General features: G+C 59.9%; 13 protein-coding genes. 6 read left to right on the top strand and 7 right to left on the bottom strand.

Going from position 1 to position 13739, the window contains the following annotated elements; all coding sequences use genetic code 11:
• Positions 1-58 precede the first annotated feature (58 nt).
• The 5 genes from ACLGL5_RS14210 to ACLGL5_RS14190 form a co-directional block, all read right to left on the bottom strand.
• A complete protein-coding gene (locus tag ACLGL5_RS14210) occupies positions 59-1357 on the bottom strand; it encodes an ABC transporter substrate-binding protein (protein ID WP_069091348.1) in 1299 nt (432 codons plus the stop codon).
• The gene (locus tag ACLGL5_RS14205; RefSeq protein ID WP_069091347.1) at positions 1320-2285 is read right to left on the bottom strand and encodes a 3-hydroxyacyl-CoA dehydrogenase family protein; all 966 of its coding nucleotides are present in this window, start codon (positions 2283-2285) and stop codon (positions 1320-1322) included. The genes ACLGL5_RS14210 and ACLGL5_RS14205 overlap by 38 nt, the downstream gene beginning before the upstream one ends.
• A 3-nt stretch (positions 2286-2288) precedes the next feature.
• Positions 2289-3089, bottom strand: coding sequence for an SDR family NAD(P)-dependent oxidoreductase (locus tag ACLGL5_RS14200; RefSeq protein ID WP_069091346.1), 801 nt, complete (start codon positions 3087-3089; stop codon positions 2289-2291).
• A gap of 92 nt (positions 3090-3181) precedes the next feature.
• The gene (locus ACLGL5_RS14195) at positions 3182-3532 is read right to left on the bottom strand and encodes a cupin domain-containing protein (protein ID WP_019860240.1); all 351 of its coding nucleotides are present in this window, start codon (positions 3530-3532) and stop codon (positions 3182-3184) included.
• Positions 3532-4371 carry a cyclase family protein gene (locus tag ACLGL5_RS14190; protein ID WP_069093312.1) on the bottom strand — a complete coding sequence of 280 codons (840 nt, stop codon included), beginning with the start codon at positions 4369-4371 and terminating at the stop codon, positions 3532-3534. Before ACLGL5_RS14190 ends, ACLGL5_RS14195 begins: the two co-directional genes overlap by 1 nt.
• A gap of 213 nt (positions 4372-4584) precedes the next feature.
• On the opposite strand from ACLGL5_RS14190, the gene ACLGL5_RS14185 reads away from it, so the two are divergent.
• The gene (locus ACLGL5_RS14185; RefSeq protein ID WP_069091345.1) at positions 4585-5343 is read left to right on the top strand and encodes an IclR family transcriptional regulator; all 759 of its coding nucleotides are present in this window, start codon (positions 4585-4587) and stop codon (positions 5341-5343) included.
• Positions 5344-5423: 80 nt separating this feature from the next.
• On the opposite strand, the gene ACLGL5_RS14180 is transcribed toward ACLGL5_RS14185, so the two are convergent.
• Together ACLGL5_RS14180 and ACLGL5_RS14175 are read right to left on the bottom strand one after the other, a co-directional pair.
• Positions 5424-5675 (bottom strand): hypothetical protein, encoded by a 252-nt coding sequence (locus ACLGL5_RS14180; protein WP_027047219.1) that lies wholly within the window; start codon positions 5673-5675, stop codon positions 5424-5426.
• 111 nt (positions 5676-5786) lie between these two features.
• Entirely contained in the window at positions 5787-6089 is a 303-nt protein-coding gene (locus tag ACLGL5_RS14175) for a hypothetical protein (protein WP_069091344.1), read from the bottom strand.
• A 230-nt stretch (positions 6090-6319) separates the two neighbouring features.
• Between ACLGL5_RS14175 and ACLGL5_RS14170 the strand changes: the two genes are divergently transcribed.
• The 5 genes from ACLGL5_RS14170 to ACLGL5_RS14150 all read left to right on the top strand — a co-directional run bounded on the left by ACLGL5_RS14170 (position 6320) and on the right by ACLGL5_RS14150 (position 13738).
• Entirely contained in the window at positions 6320-7462 is a 1143-nt protein-coding gene (locus tag ACLGL5_RS14170; protein ID WP_019860244.1) for a helix-turn-helix domain-containing protein, read from the top strand.
• 394 nt (positions 7463-7856) lie between these two features.
• The gene (locus ACLGL5_RS14165) at positions 7857-9503 is read left to right on the top strand and encodes a putative bifunctional diguanylate cyclase/phosphodiesterase (protein WP_069091343.1); all 1647 of its coding nucleotides are present in this window, start codon (positions 7857-7859) and stop codon (positions 9501-9503) included.
• A 175-nt stretch (positions 9504-9678) separates the two neighbouring features.
• A complete protein-coding gene (locus ACLGL5_RS14160) occupies positions 9679-10194 on the top strand; it encodes a hypothetical protein (protein WP_027047220.1) in 516 nt (171 codons plus the stop codon).
• A gap of 2 nt (positions 10195-10196) precedes the next feature.
• A complete protein-coding gene (locus tag ACLGL5_RS14155; protein ID WP_069091342.1) occupies positions 10197-11375 on the top strand; it encodes a class I SAM-dependent methyltransferase in 1179 nt (392 codons plus the stop codon).
• Entirely contained in the window at positions 11372-13738 is a 2367-nt protein-coding gene (locus ACLGL5_RS14150; protein ID WP_069091341.1) for a SpoIIE family protein phosphatase, read from the top strand. Before ACLGL5_RS14155 ends, ACLGL5_RS14150 begins: the two co-directional genes overlap by 4 nt.
• Position 13739: the final 1 nt, after the last annotated feature.

The following is a 13739-nucleotide window of genomic DNA, read 5'->3' as shown; positions in this document are numbered from 1 at the left end:
AGTTTCCTTCAAATGAGTGCGGCAGCGACCGTGCCGGAGCACGGCCGCCGCCCGAAGCTTACAGAAGGACGAGTTCGCCGCCGATCGCAATTTCCGGCGCCTGGGTGTTGGTGGTGATCACCAGTTCCAGCTTGTCATCCCTGCGCTGCCATTGGCCCGCGACGAGCGGTGTCTTGGAGACGTTCTTCACCGGCCCCTTCGACCAGTCGATGGTGCCGACGATGGTCTTCAGGCTGGTGGCGCGGATCGCCTCGACGATCGCGGCCGCGTCCTCCAGATCGGCCGCGCGCTTGACCACGTCCGCCACCACTTCGAACAGCGCATGGCGAAAGCCGATCGGCTGCGTCCACGGCTTGCCTGTCGCGGCGGTGTAGCCATCGGCAAGGGCTTTAGAGGTCGTGCCGTCGAGCGATGAGACGAAAGGATGGTTGGGCGACCACCATATCTCGGAGGACAAGCCGTTGCCGCGCTCGCCCAGCGCCGCCACGGCCGAGGGGAACAGCAGAGCCTTGCCGACGGTGACGATCTTTGGCTTGAGACCTTGCTGGCCAGCCTGCGCCCAGAAGGTGCCGAAGTCCGGCGGGATCATCACGCCGGTGATGATTTCGGCATTGGCTGCCTTGAAGGCCGATATCTGTGCCGAGAAATCGTCGCTCAGCGGTTGATAGCGGCCCGGATCGGTGAGCGCGAAACCGCCTGCCGCGAGCGGTTTGGGGAAGCCGAGCTCGGCGTCGCCCCAGGCATTGCCATCGGCATCGTTGGGGAACAGCCCGCCGACTTTCTTCTCGACGTCGGGATGGTTCCACAGCGCGGTAAAATTGGCGATGACGTCTTCCAGCCCCCAGAAGAAATGATAGGTCGACTCGAAGCCCTTGTCCGGCTTGCCGCCGCGGCCGAAGAAGTAGGGCTGCCAGGGGCAATCCGTGGTGATGCATGGCTTGCCGTTGATCTCGGCCTGGTCGGAAACCGGATTGGTCGTGTCGGGCGTCGCGGCGCCCAGCAGGATGTCGACCTCGTCCTTGAGGATCAACTGCGAAGCGACCTCGGCGGCGCGGTTCGGGTTCGACTGACTGTCGCGGACGATGATTTCGACCGCCCACGACTTGCCATTGTTCTGCAGTCCGCCGGCGAAGGCCTTGTTGATGCCGCCGACGATGTAATCGTCGGCTTCCGCGAAACCGGCAAGCGGTCCGGTCCTCGGGCTGACATAGCCGACCTTGATGGTCGGCGTGTCGGCATAGGCGCGCGTCATGCTGAGGATTGCCGGTGCGGCAAGCGCCGTCCCGGCCGCAGTCTTCAAAAAGTTGCGGCGCGTGACCTTATGCTCCGCGCCGGCTGCTTTCATCGTCTTCACCATGGTCTCCTCCCGAGCCTGTTGGCGTTGATGCGAAATTTCTCAGATAGGAAAATACCGTGCCCCGCAGCCCGCCGGCCTGTTCGTCGGTCCAGTTGCGAAACCCTTCGCCCGACTTCATGCCGAGCCTGCCCGACGCGACGAGATCGCTAAGGTAAGGCGACGGCTCAGGCGAGCGGTTCAAATGCTGGAGAACCACATTGTGGATGTCGAGCGTCAGATCGGTGCCGACGAGATCGGCATTCTCGAGCGGACCGAGCACCGCGAGCCGCCGGCCGAAACTGGCCTTGACGACCGTGTCGACGGTCTCTGCATCGGCGATGCCCTCCGCAACGATGGCGATTGCCTCGCGCCACAGCGCGTGCTGAAGCCGGTTGCCGACAAAGCCTGGAACATCCTTCCTCACATGCACCGGTGTTTTGCCCACCGACGACAAGAGGGCGATCATCGCGGCGATCGCCTCGGGTGATGTATCGGGGGATCCCACCACTTCGACCAGCGGCACCAGGAAGGGCGGATTCCACCAATGTGTACCGAGAATACGCGCGCGTGTTTCCAGCCCTTCGGCGATCTGGCCGATCGGAATGACCGATGTGTTGGAGGCAAGCAGCGCCGATTTCGGCGCCAGCCGAACCAACTCGGCAAAGATCGAGCGTTTCAGCTCAAGCTTTTCCGGCGCCGCCTCGATGACGATATCGGCAACGGCGACGGCCTCGGCGAGATCGGCGTGGCCGGACACGTTGCGTTCCGAGCCGATCCCGAAACCCAGGTCAGCGAGGTTTTTCGCGATGCGCGACTGCAGCGTATGAAGAGCCATCGCTTGCGCGTCGAAGACGCGGACGCGATGGCCGGCCCTTGCAAAGACCTGAGCGATGCCATGGCCCATGAGGCCGGCGCCGACGATCGCGATGGTTTGCTTGGCTCGGGTCATGCCTCAGCCTGCCGTATAGCCGCCATCGGCGTAAAGCGTGTGGCCGGTGTAGAAATCCGACGCCTTCGAGACCAGAAACAGCAGAGGCCCGGCCAGGTCCTGGGGCTCGCCGAGGCGGCCCTTGGGTACGCGCGCCAGAAACCCCTTGCGGACAGTTTGGGCGTTTTCCGTATCCTCGAACATCCACGCTGTCAGCGGCGAGCGGAAGACGGTCGGCGCGATGGCATTGACTGTGATGCCGGTCGCCCCCCACTCGCAGCCGAGCGCCCTGGTGATGCCGTCGACGGCGGCCTTCGACGCGCAATAGGCGGTGTAACCGGCGGGATGGCCGAGCAGGCCGCGCGCCGAGGACATCAGCACCATCTTGCCGCCCTCGCCTTGCCCCAGCATCTGCTTGCCGGCGGCGCGCGCCATCAGCCAGGATTGCGTGACGTTGGCATCCATCACGTCCAAGAACCGGGCCGGCGCCATCTCGGTGATTTTCGCGACGTCGTTCTTGCCTGACGCAACGACGAGAATGTCGACTCGGCCGAAACGTTCGACCGTCTTCGATATGATCGCCTCGCAGGCGGCCTCATCGGACGGGCGAGCATTGATCGCTTCGACCTCGGCGCCGAGTTCACGACACGCTGCCGCCGTGTCCTCCAGGGCCTTTGCGCTGCCCGCAACAATGGCGAGTTTTGCTCCCGCTCCGGCAAGGACCTGCGAGGCCAGTGCGCCGAAGGCGCCGGATGCGCCCGTGATGATTGCAACCTTGCCGGCAATGTCGAACAGCGACAGTGGTTTCTTTAGAAAGTCGCTCATGGCTTCCCACCTCTGGTCTTCAGGTCGCTCATGGCTTCGCATTCCTGGTCTTCAGGTCGCTCATGGCTTCGCATTCCTGGTCTTCAGGTCGCTCATGGCTTCGCTCCGGGCGGATAGGGAATGACGACCAGCATCGTGCAGACATGGTTCGTGCGATTGACGATCTCGCGCACTTCGCCTGGTGCGATGGTGCAGGAATCATATTTCTGCAGGACCGTCTCGACGCCATTAGCGATCACCGTCATTTGCCCCTCGAGGACGACGTAGACTTTTTCGAACGGCGTCGAGTCCGGCCCTGCTCCACCCCACGGAAGGAATTGCGACAGGCCGACCCACTGGTTCTCCGGGCCGCCTGCCTCGAAGCCCTGGAGACGAAGCCCAACAACGTCGCGATGGTTGGGCGCCAAGTAGGGCTTTGCGTCGGCAAAGCGTTTGGCAAGCATCAGAACGCCTCGCCGGGCTCGATGCGGTATTTCTGGCCTTTGTCGATCATCGCCACTAGGCGGATAATGCAGCCATCGCCGCGGTCCCAGTTGATCGGGAAGAAGGCGAAGGTGCAGCGCTTGCCGGTGACGGCATCGAGATCGCCGCCGACATTCTCGATGCCGAGGATGCCCGCCTTGAATATCTTCTGGTGCACCGGCTCCCATTCGGGGAAAGCATCATTCCAGTCGATGCCGCCCGACCACTGCTTGTACTCCTCCGCCAGATGCGGCAGCAGCGGACCGTTGCGCTGCGGCCCGATGGCGGTGGCCAGCGGATGGTCATTGGCCTGGGTGTCGTGCCCCACCACCTTGACGCCCTTCTCGATCATCCAGTCGGCGGCCGAGGGCACGAAGCCCGGGCAGTAGGGGAAATAATCGCCGTCTTCGTAGACCTTGTGCCAGCCGGTGTTGATGATCAGCACGTCGCCCTTGCGGATTGCCTTGCCGCAGGCCTTTTCGAGGTCGTCTGCGGTGATCTGTTCCCACTTCTTCTTCGGCAGCGACACGACGATGCCGGAGCCGAAGAAATGCGGCAGCGGCACTTCGTCGATGAAGGGGGTGCCCTGCACGACATGCGCCGGCGCGTCGATATGCGTCGTCACATGCATGGTCGTGGTGATTGTCTGCGACAGCACGCCGGACTTGGCCATGTAGTGCATGCGCTCGATGCGGACGTCGCGGAAATAGGGCCAGTTCGGGCACTGGTAGCCGAAACGATGCGACAGATTGTAGAATTCGATGCCCATCGGATTGTCCAGATTGCTCTGGAATTCGATGCCGCGAACCGTGATCGTCATGACAAAATCCTCCATCCCCCACCGAGGCAGGGCCAGGTCTGCAGATTGAAATATGGAAAGCTCCTCCCCGAGTTTCCTGTACTGCAATTTGATACATATGTACCGTATTGCAGTCAAGCTGTATCATGATACGGTTTACGAAACCCACAATGAGGCTGGCGCGCCCAGGGTTTCCGTGGCAAACGCCAGACTTCGGAGAGTTGGAGCAGGACGATGTCGGAAGCCGATACAGCCGAGGCGAGGAACGGCATTCAAGTCATCGCGCGCGCGGCATCGGTGCTGCGGGCGCTGAAGGGTTCGCAGACCGGGATGAGCCTCGGCCAGATCGCCGAACGGGTCGACCTGCCGAGATCGACCGTGCAGCGCATCGTCGGCGCGCTTCAAGCCGAGCGGCTGGTGATCGCTTCGAGCGCCGGCTCAGGCATAAGGCTCGGGCCCGAGTTGCATTCGCTCGCAGAATCCGCCCACTACAACATCGCGGAAACCATCCGGCCGCTGCTTCAGGACCTGTCGCGCGATACCGAGGAGACCGTCGACCTGTCGATCCTGCGTGGCAACATCCTGATCTTCATCGACCAGATCGCTGGCACGCAAAGGTTGCGCGCGGTTTCCTCAGTCGGGGAAACGTTCCCGCTGACGACAACCGCGAACGGCAAGGCCTGCCTGGCGCTGATGGATGACGACGCGTTGGAGCGCTTCGCGCGCGGCGAATGGGCGCGCGCGAGCATCAAGCGCGACATGCGTGGCTTCATCGAAGAAATTGCGCAAGTCCGCCAGCACGGTGTCGCCTTCGACCGCGATGAACATACAGCAGGCATTTCGGCGGTCGGTATCGCCTTCAAGGACTGGAAGGGGGACTTCTACGGCGTGTCGATCCCGACGCCGTCGACGCGCTTCAAACAAAGCGAGGCCGGCCTCACGGCGGCTATCCTGAAACTGCGCCACGACATAGAAGCGCTGACCGGGGGATGATTTGTGCGCTGGGGCCGCCCCGAGCCCGCCCTGACCAATTCCGATCATACCGTCACGCCGCCGCGACAAGCCAAGCCGCTTCACACTTTTCCTGGAATTGCTCGGGTGCCCGGTTGCCGGAGCCTTTGCCGACGAGACCTGACCGCCTCCAGCAGCTCGCGCTCGCTGGTGCGAGCATTTCGAAAAATGGACACAACCATCACCGCCAAGATTTCGGCGTCCGGGTCCAAAGGGTCGAGCTTCTCATCCGAGCAGACCTGTTCGAACACGCGTTCGCAAATAGCCAGATCGTGAGGGCTCAGGCAGGTGCGATTGAAACGTCGACGCAGCATCTGTGCGAACCTTTCAGGGCCCGCCCCTTACTTGCGGCGGGCTTTGCTGATGAACCGCTGACGCGATGCAATTCTCAAGCGAAAATATCGTCCACAGTGTATTGGAATCAGTTACCTGTTGCCTGATGATTCCTCTGTTAGGAGTCCCAAAATCACCGCACACTCGCGAGCTCTATACTGCCCAGCAATCATAAGCTGGTAGTAATCTCGCCGTTTGTTTTCCGGGACGTGAAAACCGCGCCGAAATTCCGCCGCCTCCTTCGGAGTTCGAGTGCATCCGAGCTTACTGGCGGTGACTTTCAGACTCGCCAGTGAGCATCCGATCCTTTCCGCAATAACCTTCAACGGCTCGTTGTTACCGTATCCATCAAGAATTATCTTGCGCCGAGCTTCGCTGTTGAGTTTTGTGTTCATTTCGCGGCTTCCTCAACTCCTAGTTCACGATGCCAGATTCTATATGCATCGAGTTGAAGAGTGTCGTTAGCTTCGCATCCATAAACTTATCTCGGAATGCATTTCTTACTGCAATCCAGCGGATCGCCGTTTCGGTCGACTCGAGTTCCGCCAGTCTTGCCAGATGGCTGAAATACACCACATGATTGAGAGGGGCATGGGCATACCCGATTCGGATATGGCACCACGCGATGGATACTAAGAGGCAAGACGAGGCCCCAGCGAGGCAGCCGCGGGACCGTGATAGGCGTCGCTGGCCGCGCGAAGGTCAACCCCACGATGAGGCCGCTCCATCGCTCGTGCCAGTGCTCGAACCTCTGGCCTTTTCAACGCTCGAACTGGCGCCACGCGATCAATTCGCCGCTTGGCAACTGCATATGGCGCCGCTTGTCGATGTCAGATTGCCGGATGACAAATCGCCGGACGATGGCTTTCCCGCCTCCCACACAGCTTGGAATCTCGGTGGAATGCTGATCGTTCAGCAGCGCGCGCCGGCACATAGCTACATCCGTTCGGCCGCCAAGCTCCGATCCAGTTCAATCGATCATTGGTATATCGTCTTGCCACGCACTGGCCGGTCGTGGACGGAGGTCGATCGCCGCGTTGCGGAGACCCAGTCAGGCAAATTGGAGATCAGATCGCTTGGCTACCCGTTTCGGGGGAGGGTAACGGACTCGGAAAGTCTCTTCCTCTATCTGCCGCGCGATTTGTTCTCTGATGCGGCATCAACCCTCGACGCAAAGAACAATTCAATTCTGTCCGGCAACTTTGCCGACCTCTTGGCCGACTACGTCAATAGCGTCGAAGCAAGACTGCGCAGTCTCACGGCTGAAGATCTGCCCCGCATCGTACACGCAACCCGCAGCATGATCATTGCCTGCCTCGCGCCTCCGGCGGACCATGCTGCGGCCGCCGAACAATTGGCGAGCGTCGGGCTGATGGAGCGAGCGCGTCGATACGTCCAAAACAATCTGGATGCGGCTCATTTGACGCCGGATTCAATGTGCAGGGCTCTCGGCGTATCACGCTCCCGTCTCTATCAATTGTTCGAACCGAGCGGGGGTGTTCTCCACTACATACAAAGTCGCCGACTTCTGGCAGCCCATGTTGCGCTCAGCGACCCGGCGGACAGTCGGCGAATTGTTGATATTGCTGAGACCTTCGGGTTTAGTTCAGCGGCTAATTTCAGCCGGGCATTCAGCAAGGAATTCGGTTACAGCCCCCGAGAAGGCCGCAGTACCATGATGTTGCCGCGCCCCGCCCACTCTGTTTCGCTTGCTGAACGCGAGAAGACCTCTTCCTTTGAAGGTTGGCTCAAAGCGCTCGGAAGCTGAGTGCAGGACCGGCGATGATCGAGATTGAGCGGGCTCAACACAGGGGCGAGCCACGCCGTGTCATGGGCCAGAATATTTCGTGTCCCGTCCATCACGCCGTCAATCATATAGCCAATTCCCGCCAATTTTCGATTTAGTAACCAACTGGACTGTTCATCGTTGTCGCCGCCAACCGCAGCGGAGCACACATTGCAACTACGCCGCGTCGGCACTTGTTAAGACTGCAAGTGGAAAGTTTGCCAAGTCTGGCGGTTATGCTATTTCTACATTTGGGGGACGTGGATTCGCACCGAGGTGGTTCTTGCACCCAGAGGCATCAGGCGTCGGCTCGGAGAGTGAGGGGCCTTCCTCAAGCGATGCTCCGCGTCCGGGCGAAGCGCTTCTCGCTGACCTTTTGGCGAACACGACCGAGCTCTTGTCGTTCTATGACCGCGACTTCTGTCTCACACACTACGCAACCAAGCTCAAAGGCGTATACGGAGGCGTGGTGGCGACGGGCGCCGCCATCTGGGCGATCTACCCGAGCTTCCTCGATGCGAGGTGCCGCGACGAATTTCTTCGGGTGTTCCAGGGCGGCTCTCCGGCAAGCATCGACTTGCCGCCATCATCGGGCGAAGCGCCCCGGTCCGTTTTCGTCTTCGGCACCGCAAATGGTGTGGGGATCATCGAATCAAGGAAGCATGGCGGGCGAAGCGCGGCGGAGGAGCAGGAGCATGGAATTCTGCTCCATCTGGCGACGCATGACGTGCTGACTGGACTGCAGAATCGGCGGCGATTCGGCGAGCAGTTGCAGCAGGCCCTGGCGACCCTCGGTGAACCAAAGCCGAAAGCCGCCCTGCTGCAGATCGACCTTGACGATTTCAAATCGGTCAACGATACGCTCGGCCATGGAGCGGGCGATACGCTTCTTCAACTGGCTGCGGGCCGTATCCGCGACGCGCTGCAGGACGGCGAATCCGCGTACCGGTATGCCGGCGATGAGTTCGCTGTCATCCAATTGGGAAGGGAGCAGCCAGCAGAGGCTGAGCGCCTCGCCGGGTCGCTGGTCGACGCCTTCAAGATCCCCTTCGTCATCAACGACATCCCCGTCTTCGTCGGCTCGAGCATTGGAATTGCTTTCGGGCCGGAACACGGGACCGATGGCGAGCAGTTGATGAAAGCCGCTGACATTGCTCTTTACGCAGCCAAGACAGATGGACGCGGTTGCGCTCGAACATTCAACCGCTCGATGCTGCTCTTACTAGAGCAACGCGAGAATCTGAGGCGCAGCCTTCGAACCGCGCTGGAGCGGGGCGAGCTTTATCTGGAGTATCAGCCGCTCATTCGCCCTCCCGCGTCGGTGATCGGTTTCGAAGCGCTGTTGCGGTGGCGGCACCCCGAGGTCGGAATCATTCCTCCCGGCGTGTTCATACCGATCGCCGAAGCCGACGGCCTGATGGATCAGATTGGACGATGGGTGCTCGAGGAAGCCTGTCGCCAGGCATTGACCTGGCCTTCCTCGCTGACAGTCGCAGTCAACCTCTCGCCGGCTCAGTTCCTTAGCGGCACGCTGACAGACACGGTCGCTCAGATCATCGATGCAGTTGGAATCCGGGCAGACAGACTTGAACTTGAGATAACGGAGACGGTTCTTCTTGAGAAGACGATCGACAATATCGACACGTTAAATACTCTGAATGTCTTAGGAATACGAATTTCGCTCGACGATTTCGGAACATACTATTCGTCGTTGAGTTACCTCAAGAATTTTCCATTCGACACATTGAAGATAGACCAATACTTCATTGCAGACCTAGACACCGACCTCAAGAGCCAGACGATCGTGCGATCGATCATAAGTCTGGCGCACGGCCTGGGAATAAGCGTCACCGCCGAGGGGGTCGAGACGTCGGTACAGGCACGGTGGCTGATCAAGGAGAACTGCGATTGCCTGCAGGGCAATTTCCTGGGTCGGCCGCTCGGAGCCGAGGCGACCAGCGATTTCATCAGGCGGTCCCCGCTGAGAGTGGTACGCGCGATGGAGGCAAATCGGGCGGTCTAGCGCCTTGCACTCTTTGTTAACGGTGAAATGGAGATTTGTAGAAACGATCGAGGCAGATACCGCACAATTCTTCGAGTCGGTGCGAGACTGACTCATGATGGGCGCGGTGAAATTTTCCATCTCGGAGGTCATGGCTCAACCAGGGCTCATATCGACGAAACAAGGGAATATGCCGATGGGACCTGTTCAACATGACCTGGCTGGCGAGCCGACGTTTGAGCCCATGATCCAGGTCGACATGGAAATCAAGGCTTTCGTCTCCGCTTGGAGACACTGCGATTATGTCTCGACATACATGGCGCGGATGATCAGTCAAAATAGATCAGACTCGGTCCGGCATTCAAATCTCTTTTCCTCTGCCTTTAACGAACTGCTGGAAGTCGCCTTTCGCACGCGCCTCGCCGACGGCGAATTGGCGTGCAGGGTGTCTCGCCATGGCGCCACGGATAGGATCGAGCTGACATTCCCTTGCCTGCCAGGGGAGCGCCAATTCTACCAAGAGGCCCTGTCGCAAGTCGCAGCATTCGAGGCCAAGGAGCGATACCTTAACTCGGTGTCTGGGGATCTTGCGCCCAGCCGGGAGATGGTCCTCCTGGAACTGGCTGTCGACTACAACGCGACACTCTGGGTCGAGGAAGCCGACGGCGATGCAATCAAGCTTGTCGTGGATCTTCCGCTTGAGGGCCAGTAAAATTGGGCCCGTACGACCTTCTCCCGCGCTTCAAGGCGCAATACGACGCGAACAACCAGGAGTTCTCCATATCGGGGGTGGTCCGGCCTCAGGCGATCGATGAGCTTGGCCCCAGCATAGCATTGCTTCGCGATGCGATCGGTCGTGTGCGCGGCGTTCTCTATGTCAATGTCAGACGCCTGACGCAGATGAACAGCGCTGCGTTTCACGCCTTTTCGAGGATCATCATCGATGCCTGCCGCGCTCGCCCTGATCTCAAATTCGTCGTCATCACGTCAAGCGTCGTCGGATGGAGTTCGCGAAAATTCCGTCGCTTGAGCGGAATCGAACCGAACATCACGGTCGAGGAGTATGACAGTCAATTCTATCCGGGGCAGGGCTTCCTCGAGGAAGGCGCGTTCGTTCCGATCCTGCGCACGCAAACAAAGATGACCTGGCGCCACGAGCGCGCAATCTTGCCGCGACACGGCATGAGGCCCGGGATCGTCATGGCCGACATCTGTTGTGGGATCGGAGATTTCGCCGTGCTCGTGCAGAAGGAGTTCCAGCCGTCGCGGATCGTCGCCCTCGACCACTCCATGTCAAGCCTCAGCTATGCTCGACGCGTGATGAAGGAGTTCGATATCCGGGGCATCGAGTATACCTATGGCGATGCATCGGAGATGCTGCTCGACGAGGCGCAGTTCGACCTGGTCACCTGCCGGCATTCCCTTCAAATCTTCAATCGGCCTGAACTCATCCTCAAGGAGCTCTACCGCATATGCAAGCCGGGCGGGCGGGTCTACATTACCAACGAGAAGAATTCGCATTGCCTCGGCGAGCCGCGCGCCGAAAGCATTCGTTGGACCTACAACGAGGTGGCGAAGCTGTTCAGGCATTTCGAGATGGACGTCGAGCTCGGGCCCAAGAGTCGGCGATACCTGGTCGAAGCCGGGTTCGAAGATATACGTGTGGAGTCCTTCATGGTCACTAACCTTGACGGCGATCCGCAGGACTTCGCCAATGTCATTGTGGCCTGGGCGGATGTCTATGCGGGCGAGATGGCGACCCGACGCGGCGACGGACCGGAGTTCATCGCACGGTTCCGGCAGGGCTTCCAGGACCACATTTTCGCTGCACTCCACCCCAAGGGTTACGCGGGTTGGCCGATCTGGGTCGCATCGGGGCAACGGCCACAATGAAAGCCGACAATGAGCCCACACCGCGCTTCGGCCTGCGCTCCTTTCGAGCGAAATTCGTATTGGTCGTTGGCGGCGCCGTCCTGTTCGACCTACTGCTGAGCGGCGGTCTGGCGCTTTGGAACGTTCAAAAGCTGTCGCGCGATGCCACATCCGAAGTCGGTGAGGGCCTGACGACCGCAAACCAGGAATACATTCGTTCCTATGCGCAATCGACGGCGTTGAGCGTCGACCTGTTGCTCGATCGGGTTCATGGCGACGTCAAGGCGCTGGCCGGCGTGCTGCAGGCCCAGATCGACGATCCGAGTAGGCAGCAACAGGTCGGAGCGACGCTTTCGCATCAGGCGCCCGGCTCCGTGAAGATCGTCTACGACGCGCAGGGCAATTGGGCGCAGAATCTGCCGGGCGCGCCTTCCGTGGTGAGCGTCTGGGGCTACCTGCTGGGTGCCGACCATACCCCGCTACCGGGCGTTCAGAAGGAAATAGAAGACAGTACCGTGATCGATCTCGTCGCGCCGACCCTCATGGCCAGCGGGTCGTCCAAATTGCAGATGTACTATATTGGTCCAAAAGAACGGCCCATCTTCAGGACGGTTCCGTATACGGACCAGGCGCAGACCTTCGACAAGCTCTATCCGGGCCACAACAAGGCGGAGTTCTGGGAATTCTTCTTTCCGGGTATCTATGGTTCGTGGCAGCAATGGGCCAAGGATCCTGCCTCCCGTCCGGTTCCTGACGACATTACCCAGACAGCGCCTTACACGGATGCGATCACGGGAAAGCTGATCGTCAGCTTTTTCCACCCGCTGTGGACGCTTGATCGCACCAGTATCGCCGGCACGGCGGGAGCAGACATTACGCTCGATCAGCTGGCGGAAGTCGTCGAAAGGGTGAAGATCGCTCAAACCGGATTCGGCTTTCTCACGATGTCGACCGGCAATGTGGTGGCGATCAATCCGTCTGGCCAGGCGATCATCGGCCTGACTTCATCGAGCGATGCCGGCACGCAGGGCGTCACCGGCTTGGAAAGGTCTCTGCGGGGAAGTACGCAGCCGGCTATCGCGTCGCTGCCTCTCGACCAGAACAATGACGGTGTCATCCAGCACATCATGCTCGACAACAAGGGCGAACACGTTCCCTACATCGTTGTCCTCAAGAGATTGAAGCCGACCAATCTGTGGAGTTCGGGACCGATTAAATCCGAAACGATGTCGGTCGGGATCGTCGTTCCCGAACGGGAGATCTATGCGTCCCTGTTCGCCGCGCAGGAGAGTATTTCGCGCGCAACCAATCGCATCCTGCTGTTTCAGGTCGGTGCGATCATCGTTTCGCTTCTGATTGTCTTTGCGGCCGTGCTCGGAATTTCGAAGCGGATCACAGCGGGCCTGAGGGCGCTTGCCAGTGCCGCCCAGAAGCTCCAGTCCAAAGATTATTCAGTGCGCGTGAGCATTCCAACGCGCGACGAGGTTGGAGCGGCAGGGATTGCCTTCAACCGGATGGCTGAGGAGATCAGCTTTCACACTGAAAACCTCGAGCAACTCGTCGACGAACGAACCAAGGAGTTGGGGGACGCCAATCAGGAGATTTCCGCACTCAACGAAAAGTTGCGGGACGAGAACGTCCGCCTCGGTGCCGAACTCGCGGTTGCCAGACACATCCAGATGATGGTCCTGCCGAAACCAATCGAACTCGAAGCGATTCCGGGGCTGGAGATCGCAGCGTATATGCGGCCGGCAGACGAGGTCGGCGGCGACTACTACGACGTTCTGCAGAACGGTTCACGGGTCAAGGTCGGCATTGGCGACGTGACCGGTCATGGTCTCGAAAGCGGCGTGCTGATGCTGATGGTCCAATCCGTCGCACGCGCGCTGCAGGAGACCAACGAAGCGGATCCGCACCAGTTTCTGGATCGGTTGAACAGAGCGATCTACAAGAACATTGAGCGGACGAACACCGACAAGCATCTCTCGCTGGCCTTCCTTGACTTTGAGGATGGACGGGTAACGCTATCCGGCCAACATGAGGACGTCCTTGTCGTCCGTGCGGGCGGGGAAGTCGAACGTATCGACACGCTTGATCTGGGTCTGCCGGTTGGTCTGGAGAGTGACATCTCGCCGTTCATTGACACGTATGACATCAAGTTCGGGACCGGCGACGTGATCGTGCTGCACACCGACGGTGTGACCGAGGCGGAAGACCAGGACAGAAGGCTGTTCGGGTTCGAGCGCCTTTGCCAGAGCGCACGAAAACGTCAAGGCGGGAGCGCAGAGGAAATCAAAACCGGAATCGTCGAGGATCTGATGGCCCATATCGGAATCCAGAAGATCCATGACGACATCACCCTCGTGATCATAAGGCACACATAGA

The sequence above is a fragment of the Mesorhizobium sp. U510 genome (genome assembly GCF_059180695.1).
Note: the sequence above shows the minus strand (reverse complement) of the source record. Positions and strands in the feature narration are given on the sequence as shown.